This is a genomic window from Arthrobacter humicola, from assembly GCF_039531445.1.
In the GTDB taxonomy this organism is placed as follows: domain Bacteria; phylum Actinomycetota; class Actinomycetes; order Actinomycetales; family Micrococcaceae; genus Arthrobacter; species Arthrobacter humicola.
Genome location: NZ_BAAAQB010000039.1, coordinates 76,418 through 92,272, shown reverse-complemented (window position 1 = coordinate 92,272; position 15,855 = coordinate 76,418). Strand labels below are relative to the sequence as shown.

The window sequence follows — 15,855 nt, the reverse complement described above, 5'->3', positions numbered from 1 at the left end:
GTCGGTGTCGGCCCTTCAGGACGCCGCGCGGCGTACCCTCGAGGAGCTCCTCGCGGCCTGACACCGCCGCCGGGACCGTCCCGGGCCCGGCGCCGCCGGTCCCGGGACGCGGGCTTTCCCCTTCGAGAGCTGTCCCGTCCCGGGGCGGCCAGAGTTTTCCATTGATTTCTGCGGTCACCAGACGGTAGGTTCAGGACAGGACTGCGGCATGGGCAACGGTGCCCGTCCGGCTATGCAGTCCGGCCATGCAGGGAGGACTTCAATGAGTTTGAAACCCCTCACTCCGCAGGAGCGTTCCGACGCCCTTCGCAAGGCCGCTGCAGCCAGGGCCACCAGGGCCGCGGCCAAGGAGCGGCTCAAGACGGGGGAGCTGAGCATTGCCGACGTCATCAGTTCCGCCGAAACCGACGACGCCATTGCCCGCATGAGGATCGTCGAGCTGCTGGAGGCCCTCCCCGGGATCGGCCGGGTCCGCGCGGCGGCCATCATGGAGCAGCTCGGCATCGCCCAGTCCAGACGGGTCCGCGGCCTGGGAATCCACCAGCGCCGGGCGCTGGTAGATTTTATTGACGACAAATAGTTCGCTCCGCCGAGCTGCCCCACCACCGCCCAAAGGAATATGTGAGCAAGAAACCGGGACTGACAGTCCTCGCCGGACCGACGGCTGTTGGCAAAGGCACCGTGTCCACCTACATCCGGGACAACTATCCCGGCGTCTGGCTCTCCGTATCGGCCACGACGCGCCCGCCGCGGCCGGGGGAGCACGACGGCATCCACTACTTCTTCAAGTCGGCCGAGGAATTCGATTCCCTGATCGAGAACGGCGAGCTGCTCGAATGGGCCGTGGTCCACGGCCGCAACCGCTACGGTACGCTGCGCAGCACGGTGGAAGCCGCCATCGCGGAGGGCCGCTCCGTGCTGCTGGAGATCGACCTGCAGGGCGCGCGGCAGGTCAAGGAGGCCGTCCCGGACGCCCAGTTTGTCTTCCTGGCGCCTCCGAGCTGGGACGAAATGGTCCGCCGGCTGGTCGGCCGCGGCACCGAAAGCGCCGAAGAACAGCGGCAGAGGCTGGAAACCGCTAAACTAGAACTTGCCGCTGAACCGGAGTTCGACCACACCGTCATCAATGATGACGTTCGTCGGGCAGCGGACGAGCTTGTTTCACTCATGGGGCTGACCCCGAACCCGTAGCTCAGGCGCCGGGACGTACCGGCCCGTTAGAATTTGGAGAATTCGTGTCCACGAACCTTGAAGGCATCATCAACCCGCCGATCGACGAGCTGCTGAAGGCCGCCGACTCGAAGTACGGACTGGTGATTTTCGGTGCCAAGCGCGCGCGTCAGATCAACGCGTACTACGCCCAGCTGCACGAGGGCCTGTTTGAGTACGTCGGTCCGCTGGTCGACACCAAGCTCAACGAGAAGTCACTCTCGATCGCCCTGCGCGAAATCAACGAAGGCAAGCTCGTTTCCACGCCGATCCAGCCTGCAGAGTAGTTCCGCAGACGCAGACGGAGTCTTACGTGCGAATAGTCCTCGGAGTCGGGGGAGGGATTGCCGCCTATAAGGCGGCGTCGCTCCTCCGGCTTTTTACTGAAGCCGGCCACGACGTCACCGTCATCCCCACGGAGGCGGCCACCCGCTTCGTCGGCGTTGCCACCTGGGAGGCCCTTTCCGGGCGCCCGGTGAGCAACAGCGTGTTCGACGCCGTCCACACCGTCAACCATGTCCGGCTCGGCCACGAGGCCGAGCTGATCGTGGTGGCTCCTGCCACGGCCGATCTCCTGGCCCGTGCGGCCACCGGCCAGGCCGATGACCTCCTCACCAACACCCTGCTCATGGCCGGCGACTGCCCCGTGCTCATGGCCCCGGCCATGCACACCGAAATGTGGCAGCACCCGGCCACCCAGGCCAATGTCGAAACCCTGCGCAGCCGCGGCGTCACCGTCCTGGAACCCGCGAGCGGCCGGCTGACCGGCGCCGACTCCGGCCCCGGCCGGCTGCCCGAGCCCGAGGCGATCTTCACCGCGGCCATGGCCCTCGCCGGTGCGGCCGCCGCTCCGGCAGCACCTCCGGCCACCCCGGACATGGAGCCGCGCACTCCTTCGGATCCGGCCGACGCCGTGCCGTCGGCCATCCGGCCCCTGGCCGGGCTCACCGTGACCATCAGTGCCGGCGGCACCCGGGAACCGCTGGACCCCGTGCGGTTCCTCGGCAACCGCTCCTCCGGCAAACAGGGCGTGGCCCTGGCCGCCGCCGCCCTCGATGCCGGCGCCCGGGTCCGCCTGCTGGCCGCCCACATGGAGGTCCCGGCGCCCGCCGGCGTCGAACTCGTCCAGGTGGAGACGGCCCTGGAACTGCGGAAGGCGGCGCTGCACGCGGCCGCGGACTCCGACGTCGTCATCATGGCCGCCGCCGTCGCGGACTTCCGCCCCGCGGACGTCTCCGGAACCAAGATCAAGAAGCGCGACGACGTCGCGGACCCCGTGATCAACCTGGTGCGCAACCCCGACATCCTGCGGGAGCTCGTCGAGGTCCGCGACGCCGCCTCCCGGAACCAGCTGATCGTCGGCTTCGCCGCCGAGACCGGCGACGCCGGCGGTGATGTGCTCGAGTACGCCCTGGCCAAGCTGCACCGGAAGGCCTGTGACCTGCTGGTGGTCAACCAGGTGGGACGGGACAAGGTCTTTGGCGAAGACACGAACTCCGTAGTCATCCTTTCCCGCGCCGGCTCCGAACCCCAAGAGGCGTCGGGTTCCAAATCCGACGTTGCGGCTGCCGTGATCGACCGGGTCAGCGCCGAGCTGAGCCGGGTTGTACCGCCGGCCTAGGCCCGGCGTAACCAAGGTCTCCTTAGCATGGAGACACACGCCGCCGGACGTCCGTTTTCCAACCAGTAAGGTAGTTGAGTGACTTTACCGCTGCACATCCCTGACTTCCACGGGTCTACGCCCGCCGCGCTCCGGCTCTTCACGTCCGAGTCCGTGACAGAAGGCCACCCCGACAAAATCTGTGACCAGATCAGCGATGCGATCCTCGACGCCCTCCTCGCCAAGGACCCGGAGTCCCGGGTGGCCGTGGAGACGCTGGCCACCACCGGGCTGGTCCACGTGGCCGGCGAGGTCACCACCGACGCCTACGTCGAGATCCCGCAGATCGTCCGGGAGACCATCCTGGGCATCGGGTACGACTCCTCGGCCAACGGCTTCGACGGCGCCCGGTGCGGCGTCTCGGTCTCCATCGGCCAGCAGTCCAACGACATCGCCGGCGGCGTGTTCAACTCGCTCGAAGCGCGCGAGGGACGCCAGGAGGACGACTACGACCTCCAGGGCGCCGGCGACCAGGGACTCATGTTCGGCTACGCCAGCGACGAGACCCCGTCCTACATGCCCGTGCCGATCTGGCTCGCGCACCGGCTCTCTGAGCGGCTGACCGAGGTCCGCAAGAACGGCGAGCTCGCGTACCTGCGCCCCGACGGCAAGACCCAGGTCACCGTGGGCTACGACGGCGACCGCCCGGTCTCGGTCGAGACCGTCGTCATCTCCAGCCAGCACGCCGAGGGCGCCAGCCTGGACCAGCTCCGTGCCGACCTCGCCGAGCACGTGGTGGATCCGGTCATGGCACTGTCCAACCTGGACACCTCGCGGACGCACAACATCCTGAACCCCGCCGGCGCCTTCGTCATTGGCGGCCCGGTGGGCGACGCCGGCCTGACCGGCCGCAAGATCATCGTCGACACCTACGGCGGCATGGCCCGTCACGGCGGCGGCGCGTTCTCCGGCAAGGATCCGTCGAAGGTGGACCGCTCGGCCGCGTACGCCATGCGCTGGGTCGCCAAGAACGTGGTAGCGGCCGGCCTCGCCAAGCGCGCCGAAATCCAGATCGCGTACGCGATCGGCCAGGCCCGCCCGGTGGGAACCTACGTTGAGACGTTCGGCACCGAAACCGTCGACCCGGCCCGGATCAGCGCCGCGATCGCGGAGATCTTCGACCTCCGCCCGCGCGCCATCATCGACGCCCTGGACCTCAAGCGCCCGATCTACGCCAAGACCGCCGCCCACGGGCACTTCGGCCGCGAAGACCCGGACTTCACCTGGGAACGGCTGGACCGGGTGGACGAGCTGAAGGCCTTCTTCAACGCCTAAGACCCGAGACCGCACTGGTGATGGAAACGTTATTGCTGCTCCCATAAATGTCAGTGCCTTAAATGTCAGTGCCTTGTGATCTGCTGTAGCCAGGCCGCCGTCAGGTGGCCTGGCTACATGCAATTTAGCCGTTGTCGAAACGATCCGGAGGGGAGGTGTGGGCGGTGAGTCCTCAGCCTGCCGGCAGCGCGCCCGGCGAACCCCAGCAGCTGTCCCTGCTCCACGGCTTTCCCGCCTCGGCCGCGCAAGTAACCGGACCCGCGCTGGCCGCCGACCTGCCGGTGGCACGGGTACTGATCGAATCCTCCCTGCCGCACCTGGACCGGCCCTTTGATTACAGCGTGCCCGCCGCCCTCGACGCCGAAGCCCGCCCGGGCGTCCGGGTCAAGGTCAAGTTCAATGGCCAGGAACTGGCGGGATACTTGCTGGACCGCACGGCGACGTCCGACGCCGGGCACCCCCTCGTGCCGTTGTACAAGGTCGTCTCACCCGTCCCGGTCCTGACCCCCGCCGTCGCCGGGCTCGCCGGCCGGATCGCCGCGCGGTACGCCGGAACCGTCAGCGATGTCCTGCGCGTCGCCGTGCCCCCACGCATGGCTAAACTCGAAAAGGAATACGCCCCGGAGGGCCGGCTCGATCCTGAGCTATTCGGTCCTGACCCGTCAGGTCCTGAGCTGTCCGGGTCTGCGACCGGCGTGTCGCTGTCCTCACCCGGCGCGGGCAGCGTCTGGGCCTCCTACCGGAACGGTCCAGCGTTCCTTGCCCACCTCGGCGCAGGGGAGTCGCCCCGGGCCGTGCTGACCGCCCTGCAGGGGTATGGACCCGGCGGCTGGCCTCGGCTGGTTGCCGAAGCCGTGGCCGCGGTCCGGCTCTCCGGCCGCGGGGCCGTCGTGGTGGTTCCCGACTACCGGGACCTGGACCGGGTCGAGTCCGCCCTCCTGGAACTCCTCCCGGCCGGCGACGTCGCCCGGCTCACCGCGGATGACGGCCAGACACCGCGCTACCGCAGTTTCCTGCGCGTGCTCAGCGGTGCCGCCGGGGTAGCCGTGGGAACCCGCTCCGCGGCCTACGCACCGGTGCACAACCTCGGGCTCGTGGTCTGCTGGGACGACGGCGACGACCTCCACATCGAGCAACGCTCCCCGTACGCGCACTCCCGCGAAGTCCTCCTCCTCCGCGCAGGCCAGGAAGGCGCCGCATGCCTGCTCGCGGCCCATTCACGCAGCACCGAAACGGAGCGGCTGGTCGAATCCGGCTGGGCGCGGCCCGTGGAAGCGGAGCGGACGGTCATCCGGCGGACGGCGCCGCGCGTGCTGAACACGGCCGACAGCTATGAACTCGAGCACGATCCGCTGGCCCGCATCGCCCGCCTGCCGGGCGCGGCCTGGCGCGCCGCCAAGGAGGGACTGGAACGCGGCCCGGTCCTGGTCCAGGTGGCCCGTGCCGGCTACGCGCCGTCGCTGGTGTGCGAAACCTGCCGCGAACCGGCGCGCTGCACCGCCTGCAGCGGGCCCCTGGCGATCGCCGGTCCGAGCGGAAGCACCGCCGTGCCGCAGTGCCGCTGGTGCTCCTCGCCGGCCCCGGCCTGGCGGTGCGGCACGTGCAACGGGGTCCGGCTCCGGCGCGGCGCCACGGGCGCCCTCCGCACGGCAGAGGAACTGGGCCGGGCATTTCCGGGCAAACCGGTCATCACCTCGTCCGGGGACCAGGTCAAGGCCACAGTCCCGGACACGAAGGCCCTCGTGGTGGCCACCGTCGGTGCCGAGCCGGTGGCCCCGGGCGGCTACGCCGCGGCGCTGCTGCTAGACGGCGACTCGCTGCTGCGCCGGGAAAACCTGAGGGCGGGAGAGGACGCTGTCCGCCGCTGGTTCAACGCCGCGGCCCTGGTGCGGCCGGCACCGGAGGGCGGCCTCGTGGTCATTACCGCCGACGACGCCGCCGGGGTCGGTGCCCTGCTGCGCTGGGATCCTGCCGGGTACGCCGGCCGGGAACTGGCGCTGCGGCAGGAACTGCAGCTGCCGCCCGCCGTGCGGGTCGCTTCGATCACCGGGGTCCGGACCGCCGTCGGACATTTCACCGAGGCCGTGCAGCAGCGCCTCGCGGCGCACGGAACCGTCCTCCGGACGGCCGGACCCGCGCCGCTCATGCTGCCGGCCGCCTCCCGCCCGACGCCACGCGATTCCGGCGAAGAGGTCCGGACATTGCTGTTCATCCCCTACGCCCAGGCCGCCGACGTCACGGCCGTGCTGCGGGCCGTCAAGGCCGCCGCCGCGGCAAAGCGCAGCGATGATCCCGTGCAGCTGCGCCTCGACGGAGTCGACGTCCTCTAGTTGCAGTTCGCGGGCTAGCCCTTGTGCCCGTTCCGGAGTGCGACGGCCTCGGCCGCGACGGCCACAAGCCGCCGCGCGGACTCGTCCCAGCTGAAGTCCGCGGCACGCTCCACGGACCGGCGTGACCGGGCCTTCCAGAGGTCAGCGTCCTCGAGTTGGCGGACCGCCTCGGCAAACTCGGCCGGCGAGTCAGGATGCACGTAGCTGACGGCGTCATCGCCGACTTCCCGGAAGATCGGGATGTCGCTGGCGATCACCGGGGTGCCGTGCGACATCGCCTCGACCAGGGGCAGTCCGTAGCCTTCGGCCCGGGAGAGGCTGATCAGGGCCGTGGTGCGCGCCAGGAGGGCCTCATATTCGGCATCGGTCACGCCGTTGTGGAAGACGATGTTTGCACCCGCCGGGGCGAGCGCCTCAAGTTCGGCCCGCCGCTCCGGGGCGATGCGGCTGAGCAGGTGGAGGGTCATCTCCGGCAGTTCCGCCATGCCGCGGATCATGGTTTCGACGTTCTTGTAGGGCATGAACGAACCCATGTAGAGCAGCGTCTTGTCGGCCCCGGCCCCGGGATCCCGCGGCGTGTGGCCGTGCTGCGGGGCGTTGCCCACAATCCTGATCGGCCGCCGGGTGAGCCGGTACTTCGCCATCAGGGCCGCGGTGGTGGAGCTGATGGTGGCCACGATATCCGCCCGGTTCAGCAGGAGCCGCTGGGGCCAGAACGCCTTGTGGTACAGCCGCCACAGGACCCGGACCGGGGCCGGCAGGAACCCCGGAGGCGTGGGGTGCTCGTAGTAGATGAGGTCGTGCAGGGTCAGCACCAGGGCATACTTGCGGCCCCAGCTGCCCATGGTCTGCATAGGGCACACCACCACGTCAGCGCCCAGCTTGTTGACCCGTGCCGCCACGAAGAGCTCGGCCGGGGACAGCGGGCTGTTGATGACGGTGTACGGAACGTCCGGCAGGAGCGCGAGCTGGCGGTGGTCGCTGATCAGCATCGAGACGTCTGCGATCTTGGCGGCCGCAGCGATCAGGCTGGCGCCGTAGCGGCTGATGCCGTCGTGGTGGTCCAGCCGGGTGAAGCGGGCATCGATGAGAATCTTCACGCGGCGTGGTCCTTCAGGAAGAGTCGGATGTAGCGGGCGGCGGGTTCGGGGGTCTCGTAGTGGATCAGGTGCCCGACGCCGGGAATGACTTCCAGCGTCACGTCCGGAAGCCGTGCGGCGAGTTTGTGCTGGTCCGGCAACATGGCGATCTCGTCCTTTTCTCCCGCGATCAGCAGCACGGGCAGCGTCAAGTGGCCGGCCACCTCCGAGACATTGCTGCCGACGGAGGCTTTGAAGGCCTGCAGCAGGCTGTCGCGGTCCGCGAAGGAGGAGAAGTAGGCGCTGTGCTGGGCGTGCACGAACCGGCGGACGTCCTTGTCCCCGGTCTTGGCCATGGTCACGCTCATCACCCGCACGATCGCCTGGCTGCGCAGGAGCGCCAGCCCCAGCCGCCGGGGAAGCCGTGCCGCGGCCTCGTAGTAGAACACCGCGAGCTTGGTCATGACGCCCTTGGGGCCTTCAAGGGCGGGCGCTGCGATGGGGTTGATCAGGATCAGCTCGGATACCGCACCGGGGTTGGCCGCCACGAAGTGGCTGGCGATGATCGACCCGAACGAATGGCCGAGCAGGACCGTGTCCGGGCCCAGGCCCAGCGCCGCCATGAAGCCGCTGAGGAACCGGCCGTAGGCGTCAACGCTGTGCTCGGTGTCCTCGAAGGCCGCCGAACCGCCGAAGCCCGGCAGGTCCGGCATGATCAGGCGCATGTCCGTCAGCTGGTCGGCGATCCGGAGCAGGCCGTGGTGGTCGCCACGGAACCCGTGCACCACCAGGATCGTGCGGGTCCCGGGCGTGACCTGGGCGGGTTCGTAGACCCAATAGGCAATGGAGGCGCCGTCAACCTCGACGGTCGCGGCACGGGTGCGCGCGGCGAGTCCGTTGCTGAGAAGGGGCGTGCGTGAGGACCCGGTGTCCACTTGTTCCATGGGGTCGAATCCTAGGTGACGTTGTCGGGGTGGGAGCCGGTCCGGAAGCCGCGTTCGAGCGCGGCGATCTCCGTCATGTCCAGCGGGGAGAGCTCAAAGTCGAAGACCTCGTGGTTTTCACGGATCCGCCCGGACGAGCTGGCCTTGGGAATGGCAATGTTGCCCAGCTGCAGGTGCCAGCGGAGGATGACCTGCGCCGGCGTGCGGTCGTGTTCGGCGGCGAGGGCCAGGATCACCGGGTCCTTCAGGACCTGGCCGCGGCCCAGCGGGCTCCACGCCTCGGTGCGGATGCCCAGGAGCTCGTGCTTTTCGCGCAGTTCATTTTGCTGCAGCCAGGGATGCAGCTCAATCTGGTTGACGGCCGGGACCACCTCCGCGGTGTCCAGGAGCCGGTCCAGATGCTGCGGCTGGAAGTTGGAGACGCCGATTGCCCGGACTTTGCCCTCCCGGTACAGCGTCTCCATGGCCCGGTACGTTTCCGGGAAGAGGCCCCGCCGGGCGCACGGCCAATGGATCAGGTACAGGTCGATGTATTCCAGGCCGAGGTTGGAAATCGAGGTGTCGAACGCCCGCATCGTCGCGTCGTAGCCGTGGTCGTCATTCCAGACCTTGGTTGTGACGAACAGGTCCTCGCGGGACACGTACGGCGCGGTTTCCCCGGGACCGCCGCCGGTGCCCTCAAATCCGGACAGGGCACCGATGCCGCGGCCCACACCGGTTTCGTTGCCGTACATCGCGGCCGTGTCGAAGTGGCGGTAACCGGCTTCGATCGCCATGGTCACCAGATTGGCGGCGTCGGCCGGAGGGACCTTATAGAGCCCGAATCCCAGCCGGTCGATCATCACGCCGTTATTCAGGGTCAGCCGGGGGGAGATTCTCATGACACTGACTTTACCCACTGGCGCTCCCGAGTGGCGGACCGAAGGTGCCGGCCGCAGCTTCGGGTCGCCGCGCCCCGCACCCGTTCCGTGCCTGCCCCGAACCCGCTCAGGCGGGCCCGTCGAACCGGACCAGCCTGCGGGCGCTGGCCTCGTCCAGGATCAGGTCGGTGGCCAGTCCTGCTGCGAGGGCGCCCCGCAGCCCGTTGATCTTGGAGGCGCCGGACACCACGCAGATGCGCCGCCGCACTTGCCGCAGCTGGGCGAGGTCCGGGCCGGTGGAGCGCTCGTTGAGCGTGATGCCGTCCGAGGACCCGTCGGCGCGGAAGAACACCGTCGCGACGTCGCCCACCACATCGGAATTCGCGAGGACGTCCAGGTCGTCCTCATCGAGGTAGCCGCCGGCATAGACGTGGCTGGGGTAGTCGGCGTCGACCGATCCCACACCAAAGATCGCGATGCTCATCCGGGACTGCAGCTCCAGGATGCGTTGAACACTGCGCTCATTCCACATGGCCGTTTTGGTCGCCGCGTGGTCGAAGAAGGCCGGGACCGGGAACTGTTCAACCCGTGCACCGTAGGCGCTGCCGAACCGGCGCATGATGTCCGAGGCGTAGGTGATGCCGGTGGTCTGCATGTTTCCGGCGCCGTTGAGCTGGACGATCACGCTGTCGTGCGTGATCTTGCGGGTCAGGTGCCGGCTCACGGCGCTGAGCGTCGACCCCCAGGCGACGCCGATGATGGCGTTCGAGTCCACCAGGGGCCCGATCGTCCTGGCGGCCTGCATGGCCACACGGTCCAGTGTTTCCGCCTCATTGAGCGTGTCCACCACGGGAACAACGTGCACATCCACCTTGTATTCGGCGCGGATCATGCTTTCAAGCTCAGGTCCGGTGTCCAGCGGGCTGCGGATCTGGATCTGCACCAGTCCCGAATCGCGGGCCGCCGAGAGAAGCCGCGACACCGTGGACCGGGACGTCCGGAGCTCCCGGGCAATCGCGTCCATGGTCAGGTCCTGCAGGTAATACAGCTGGGCCGCGCGGAGGGCGTCGGACTGGCGTGGAGGTGTCATGAAATTTCCCGTCTGCACGTTTGTGCATAGTGCTTGACTCCATTTTCCATTACTCCAAAGAATAGTGTTGAACGGCGCCGCGCCATGGGGCGCGCCGCACAGAACCAAACCCAAGGGAGCAGTTTTGGGACAGAAGGACTCAGCCCGCACACCGGCCAACGATCGCGCCTCGGTGCAGAAGCTGCGGACGCGGCGGCACGCGCAGGTTCTGATCATCGGAGGCGGCATCAACGGGGTGGGCACGTTCCGGGACCTGGCCCTCCAGGGCGTCGACGTCGCGCTCGTGGAGCGCGGCGACTACTGCCAGGGCGCCAGCGGCGCTTCCTCCCACATGATCCACGGGGGCATCCGCTACCTCGAAAACGGCGAGTTCCGCCTCGTGCAGGAGTCCGTCGTCGAACGCAACAGGCTCCTGCGGATCGCACCGCACTACGTCAAGCCGCTGCAGACCACCATCCCCATCTTCAGCACCTTCTCCGGTGTCCTGGCCGCCCCGATGCGCTTCCTGACCCACAAGCAGGGCAAGCACACGGAACGCGGCGCATTCCTGATCAAGCTCGGCCTGAGCATGTATGACTTCTTCTCCCGCGACGGCGGCACGGTGCCGCGCCACCAGTTCCGCGGCCGCAAGCGCGCGCTGGCCGAACTGCCCCGCCTGCACCCGGGCATCAAATACGCGGCCACCTACTTCGACGCCTCGGTCCACAACCCCGAGCGCCTCACCCTCGATGTGCTCCAGGACGGCGAGAAAGCCGGCGGCGCGGACGGCCACCTGGCCCGGGCCAGCAACTACGTTTCGCTCGTCTCCATGGGCGGCAGCACCGGAAGCGCCGCCGGAACCGGTACCGGAACGACCGTTCAGCTGCGCGACGAGCTCAGCGGCGAGGTGTTTGACTTCACCGCCGACGTCATCGTGAACACCACGGGCGCCTGGGTCGACCTGACCAACGAGGCCATGGGGGCGGCGTCGTCCTTCATGGGCGGAACGAAGGGTTCGCACATCGTGCTGGACCACCCGGAGCTGCTGGCGGCGTGCAACGGGCGCGAAATCTTCTTCGAACACACCGACGGCCGGATCGTGCTGATCTACCCGATGGGGGACCGCGTCCTGGTCGGCACCACGGACGTCGACGCCGACATGGCCGAGGACGCCGTCTGCACCGAGGCGGAAATCGACTACTTCTTTGACCTGATCGGCCACGTCTTCCCGGACATCACGGTGGACCGGGGACAAATCGTCTACACGTTCTCCGGAGTGCGGCCGCTTCCCAAGCACGACGCCACCCAGCCGGGCTTCGTCAGCCGGGACTACCGGATCGAACGCCGTGCGGGCGCCGGCGGGGCCGTGCTGAGCCTGGTGGGCGGCAAATGGACCACGTTCCGTGCCCTCGCCGAGCACCTGAGCAACGACGTCCTGGCCGAACTCGGCATGGAACGCAAGCTCTCGACGGCGAAGCTCGCCATCGGCGGCGGCGCGGGCTTCCCGGACAGCGAGGACGGCGTCCAACGCTGGATCAAGGCCCACATGTCCGCCGGCCGCGACGCCGCCCGCGTCACCGGACTCCTGACCCGCTACGGGACCCGCGCCGAAGAGGTCATCCGGTTCCTGGATGATGCCAACGCCGGCGAGGCGGACAGGCTGCTGCACTCCACGCGCGAGCTCAGCACCCGCGAACTGGAGTTCATGGCGGCACACGAGCAGATCGGGCACCTCGTGGACGTCCTCATCCGCCGCACGTCCCTGGCCTTCCGGGGCCTCGTGACCGGCGAACTGCTGAACGAAATTGCCGACATCCTCTCCGGCCCGCTCGGCTGGGATGCGGCACGCCGGGCCACGGAAATCACCCACGCACAGGAGGTGCTTCAGCGGTTCCACGGCGTCCGGGTCCACAGCCTGGTCGCCTGATTCGACTTGCGTGCCCGGGCAGGGAAGCCCGGGTGCAAGCACTGCGCGGTCCGCCCCGGCGGCCGGCGCAGTGGCTGGCCGGCAGCACCAACATGCTGCCGGCCCCACGGCCTCCAAACTCGCGGAGGCCGACAACAGAAAATAGAGGAGTCAAAGATGTCTCTTGGAATAGTTTTCCTGTCCGAAGTATTCGGCACCGCAATGCTGACCCTGCTGGGTTGCGGCGTGGTGGCCAACGTTGCGCTCAAAGGCACCAAGGGCAACAACGGCGGGTTCCTGATGGTCACCTGGGGATGGGGCATTGCCGTCTTCTCCGGTGTCTACGTTGCCGCCCAGTCAGGGGCGCACCTGAACCCTGCGGTGACCTTTGGTCTGCTGCTCAACGGCAAGAAGTTGTACGCTCCCGGCGTTCCAGTCGACTTCGCCTCGACACTGACCTACTTCGGCGGTGAACTGCTCGGTGCCTTCCTGGGTGCCATCGTGATGTGGCTGGCCCACAAGCAGCACTTCGACGTCGAGCCCGAGCCCGCCAGCAAGCTGGCCGTCTTCTCCACCGGCCCGGCGATCCGCTCCAACCAGTGGAACCTGATTACCGAGATCATCGGCACCTTTGTCCTCGTGTTCGTCATCCTGACCTTCGGCGGAACGCCCTCCGGACTCGGCCCGCTGTCGGTGGCACTGCTCGTTGTCGGCATCGGTGTCTCGCTCGGCGGGCCCACGGGCTACGCCATCAACCCCGCACGTGACCTCGGCCCCCGCATCGCCCACGCCCTGCTCCCGATCAAGGGCAAGGGTTCCAGTGACTGGAGCTACTCCTGGATCCCCGTCGTCGGACCCCTCATCGGCGGCGGACTGGCCGGCATCGTAGCCGCAGTCGTGCCGATCATCGCCCCGGTAATCCCTCACTAATCGCCAATTCACCTGCTACGCCAAACAGACAAGGACGTCAATATGAACCAGTACGTAGTCGCCATTGACCAGGGCACCACGAGCACCCGCGCCATCGTGTTCGACCACAGCGGCAGCATTGTCTCCTCGGGCCAGATGGAGCACGAGCAGATCTTCCCGCAGGCCGGCTGGGTGGAGCACAACCCCGCGGAAATCTGGAACAACACCCGCGAGGTGATCGCCTCGGCACTGTCCAAGGCGAACCTGACCCGCCACGACATCGCCGCCGTCGGCATCACCAACCAGCGCGAAACGGCCGTTGTGTGGGACAAGACCACCGGCGAGGCGGTCTACAACGCGATCGTCTGGCAGGACACCCGCACGCAGCCGATCGTCGACGAACTCGCCAAGGACGGCGGTCCGGAACGCTTCAAGCAGAAGGTCGGCCTGCCCCTGGCGACCTACTTCTCCGGCACCAAGATCAAGTGGATCCTGGACAATGTCGAAGGCGCCCGGGCCAAGGCCGAGGCCGGCGACCTCGTCTTCGGCAACACGGACTGCTGGGTGCTGTGGAACCTCACCGGCGGGACCGACGGCGGCGTCCACGTCACCGACGTGACCAACGCCTCGCGGACCATGTTCATGGACCTGGAGACGCTGTCCTGGGACCAGGAGATCCTGGACGCGTTCGGCGTCCCGGCCTCCATGATGCCGACCATCAAGTCCTCTTCCGAGGTCTACGGCACTGTGCACACGTCCCAGCTGCTGCGTGAGGTTCCCGTGGCCGGGATCCTCGGCGACCAGCAGGCGGCCACGTTCGGCCAGGCCGCCTTCGACGCCGGTGAAGCCAAGAACACGTACGGCACGGGCTGCTTCCTGATCTTCAACACCGGCGAGGAAATCGTCCACTCGAAGAACGGGCTGCTGACCACGGTTGGCTACAAGTTGGGCGACGCCGCACCGCACTACGCGCTGGAGGGCTCCATTGCCGTCACCGGTTCGCTGATCCAGTGGCTGCGGGACAACCTCGGCATGATCAGCAGCGCCCCGGAGGTCGAGACCCTGGCCGCCTCGGTGGAGGACAACGGCGGCGTCTACATTGTGCCGGCGTTCTCGGGCCTCTTCGCGCCGTACTGGCGTTCGGACGCCCGCGGCGCCATTGTGGGCCTCACACGCTATGTGAACAGGGCCCATATTGCCCGCGCGGCACTGGAGGCCACGGCTTTCCAGACCCGTGAGGTGCTGGACGCGGTCAACGCCGACTCCGGCGTTCCGCTGACGGAGCTGAAGGTCGACGGCGGCATGGTCGCCAACGATGCCCTCATGCAGTTCCAGGCGGACATCCTCGGGGTGCCGGTCATCCGGCCCAAGGTGGTCGAGACGACGGCGCTGGGCGCAGCCTACGCGGCCGGCCTGGCCGTCGGATTCTGGAAGGACCTGGGCGAGTGCTCGGCCAACTGGGCCGAGGACAAGCGCTGGGAGCCGCAAATGGACCAGTCCGAGCGCGAACGCCAGATGCGCCTCTGGAAGAAGGCCGTCACCAAGTCCATGGACTGGGTTGACGCGGACGTGAAGTAGCACCACGTCCCAACCCGCCAGCCGGTAGTTCCGGCGGACACGGAAGAGCTCCGGCCAGGATTCCCCGGCCGGAGCTCTTTTGTGGCCGGTGACAGGACGTTAGGGCGTCGAGACGACTGCGCGCGGTGTCTTGGCGTAGACGTCCTTGCTGACCGTGTAGCCCCGGCGGTCGATCGCCAGCGCACGCGCGTTGACGCTTGCAAGCTCGGCGCTGGAGAGTTTCTTGATGTTGACCAGATCCAGGAACTCCTGGTCTTCCCCGCCGACAGCTGTCACCTTGATGAGCCCGGTCCCGGCCGAGTAGTACTTGCGCTGGTGGCCGGCGCTGGGCGGATCCAGTGGATTGAACTCATCGATCACCATCACGTCGTCGTAGCACCCTGTAGGGACACAGACGCACAGGTGCTTGTACTTGACGCCGCCGCAGTCCAGGAAGTCCACGGTGGGGGCGTAGGCCTGGACGTAGGCAGGCGTGTTCCGATGCGGCTCGGCCTGCATCGCGATGCCGGCCCGGGCTTTGTCTATGCCGCTGATGAAGGTGCTGGGCGCGCCGGCAAGCTTGCCGTTCTCGTACTCCTCCGGATACTCGCCGAAGAGCCACACCGCCCCCTTCGTCGTCTGGGCGAAGAAGGCGAGCTCGGACTCCACGAGTTCACCGTCGGAGTAGTCGCGGTCCCAAATCGCGATCGTCGTGACGCCGTCGATCACCTTGGTCAGTCCCGTGACGGTGCTGACAACCTTGCGTACGGTGGTCCCGTCCGCGGAGACGACTTTGCCGGTGGTGGTGTACTGCATGCCGGGCTTGAGCGTGAGCCACTGGTTGTTGATCAGGGGCTTTGCCGGGAAGGCGGAACGGTTGAATGACAGTGCCGAACCGGGGCCGCACAGTTCCTGGGAACTGGTGGCCGCCGGCGCGGCGGCAGCCGCAGTTGCCGCCGTCGCCGCCGTCAGCGACCCCACCACCAACAGGAACGCCGTGCCGTAAGCGGTGAATCTCTTACCTCGTGGAGTCATCTGTCTGCCCTCTCAGTGTTGG

The 15,855-nt window shown here is 67.9% G+C and carries 14 protein-coding genes; 9 read left to right on the top strand and 5 right to left on the bottom strand.

Annotated elements, in window-relative coordinates:
• Nucleotides 1-262 precede the first annotated feature (262 nt).
• From mihF to ABD243_RS16295, 6 genes are all read left to right on the top strand, one after another.
• The gene (gene mihF, locus ABD243_RS16320; protein ID WP_091251818.1) at nt 263-580 is read left to right on the top strand and encodes an integration host factor, actinobacterial type; all 318 of its coding nucleotides are present in this window, start codon (nt 263-265) and stop codon (nt 578-580) included.
• A 41-nt stretch (nt 581-621) separates the two neighbouring features.
• On the top strand, nt 622-1,191 hold the full coding sequence (gene gmk, locus ABD243_RS16315; RefSeq protein ID WP_344367452.1) for a guanylate kinase: 570 nt from the start codon (nt 622-624) through the stop codon (nt 1,189-1,191).
• A 44-nt stretch (nt 1,192-1,235) separates the two neighbouring features.
• Nucleotides 1,236-1,496 carry a DNA-directed RNA polymerase subunit omega gene (rpoZ, locus tag ABD243_RS16310; protein WP_091251816.1) on the top strand — a complete coding sequence of 87 codons (261 nt, stop codon included), beginning with the start codon at nt 1,236-1,238 and terminating at the stop codon, nt 1,494-1,496.
• A gap of 26 nt (nt 1,497-1,522) precedes the next feature.
• Nucleotides 1,523-2,830, top strand: a complete 1,308-nt coding sequence (locus tag ABD243_RS16305) for a bifunctional phosphopantothenoylcysteine decarboxylase/phosphopantothenate synthase (RefSeq protein ID WP_344367451.1) — start codon at nt 1,523-1,525, stop codon at nt 2,828-2,830.
• 78 nt (nt 2,831-2,908) lie between these two features.
• Entirely contained in the window at nt 2,909-4,144 is a 1,236-nt protein-coding gene (gene metK, locus ABD243_RS16300; RefSeq protein WP_116767633.1) for a methionine adenosyltransferase, read from the top strand.
• Nucleotides 4,145-4,308: 164 nt separating this feature from the next.
• Nucleotides 4,309-6,474, top strand: coding sequence for a primosomal protein N' (locus tag ABD243_RS16295; protein WP_344367450.1), 2,166 nt, complete (start codon nt 4,309-4,311; stop codon nt 6,472-6,474).
• A gap of 14 nt (nt 6,475-6,488) precedes the next feature.
• On the opposite strand, the gene ABD243_RS16290 is transcribed toward ABD243_RS16295, so the two are convergent.
• The 4 genes from ABD243_RS16290 to ABD243_RS16275 form a co-directional block, all read right to left on the bottom strand.
• The gene (locus ABD243_RS16290; protein WP_344367449.1) at nt 6,489-7,574 is read right to left on the bottom strand and encodes a glycosyltransferase family 4 protein; all 1,086 of its coding nucleotides are present in this window, start codon (nt 7,572-7,574) and stop codon (nt 6,489-6,491) included.
• Nucleotides 7,571-8,497 carry an alpha/beta fold hydrolase gene (locus ABD243_RS16285; RefSeq protein WP_344367448.1) on the bottom strand — a complete coding sequence of 309 codons (927 nt, stop codon included), beginning with the start codon at nt 8,495-8,497 and terminating at the stop codon, nt 7,571-7,573. Before ABD243_RS16285 ends, ABD243_RS16290 begins: the two co-directional genes overlap by 4 nt.
• Nucleotides 8,498-8,508: 11 nt before the next feature.
• A complete protein-coding gene (locus tag ABD243_RS16280) occupies nt 8,509-9,378 on the bottom strand; it encodes an aldo/keto reductase (protein ID WP_344367447.1) in 870 nt (289 codons plus the stop codon).
• Between the two features lie 106 nt (nt 9,379-9,484).
• Nucleotides 9,485-10,447, bottom strand: coding sequence for a sugar-binding transcriptional regulator (locus ABD243_RS16275; RefSeq protein ID WP_091251872.1), 963 nt, complete (start codon nt 10,445-10,447; stop codon nt 9,485-9,487).
• A gap of 124 nt (nt 10,448-10,571) precedes the next feature.
• On the opposite strand from ABD243_RS16275, the gene ABD243_RS16270 reads away from it, so the two are divergent.
• From ABD243_RS16270 to glpK, 3 genes are all read left to right on the top strand, one after another.
• Nucleotides 10,572-12,353, top strand: coding sequence for a glycerol-3-phosphate dehydrogenase/oxidase (locus ABD243_RS16270; protein ID WP_425547229.1), 1,782 nt, complete (start codon nt 10,572-10,574; stop codon nt 12,351-12,353).
• Nucleotides 12,354-12,509: 156 nt separating this feature from the next.
• Complete coding sequence (locus ABD243_RS16265; RefSeq protein WP_091251809.1) at nt 12,510-13,262, top strand: MIP/aquaporin family protein; 753 nt, start codon at nt 12,510-12,512, stop codon at nt 13,260-13,262.
• Between the two features lie 42 nt (nt 13,263-13,304).
• Complete coding sequence (glpK, locus tag ABD243_RS16260) at nt 13,305-14,819, top strand: glycerol kinase GlpK (protein ID WP_116767644.1); 1,515 nt, start codon at nt 13,305-13,307, stop codon at nt 14,817-14,819.
• A 99-nt stretch (nt 14,820-14,918) separates the two neighbouring features.
• On the opposite strand, the gene ABD243_RS16255 is transcribed toward glpK, so the two are convergent.
• On the bottom strand, nt 14,919-15,833 hold the full coding sequence (locus tag ABD243_RS16255; RefSeq protein WP_344367446.1) for a hypothetical protein: 915 nt from the start codon (nt 15,831-15,833) through the stop codon (nt 14,919-14,921).
• Nucleotides 15,834-15,855: the final 22 nt, after the last annotated feature.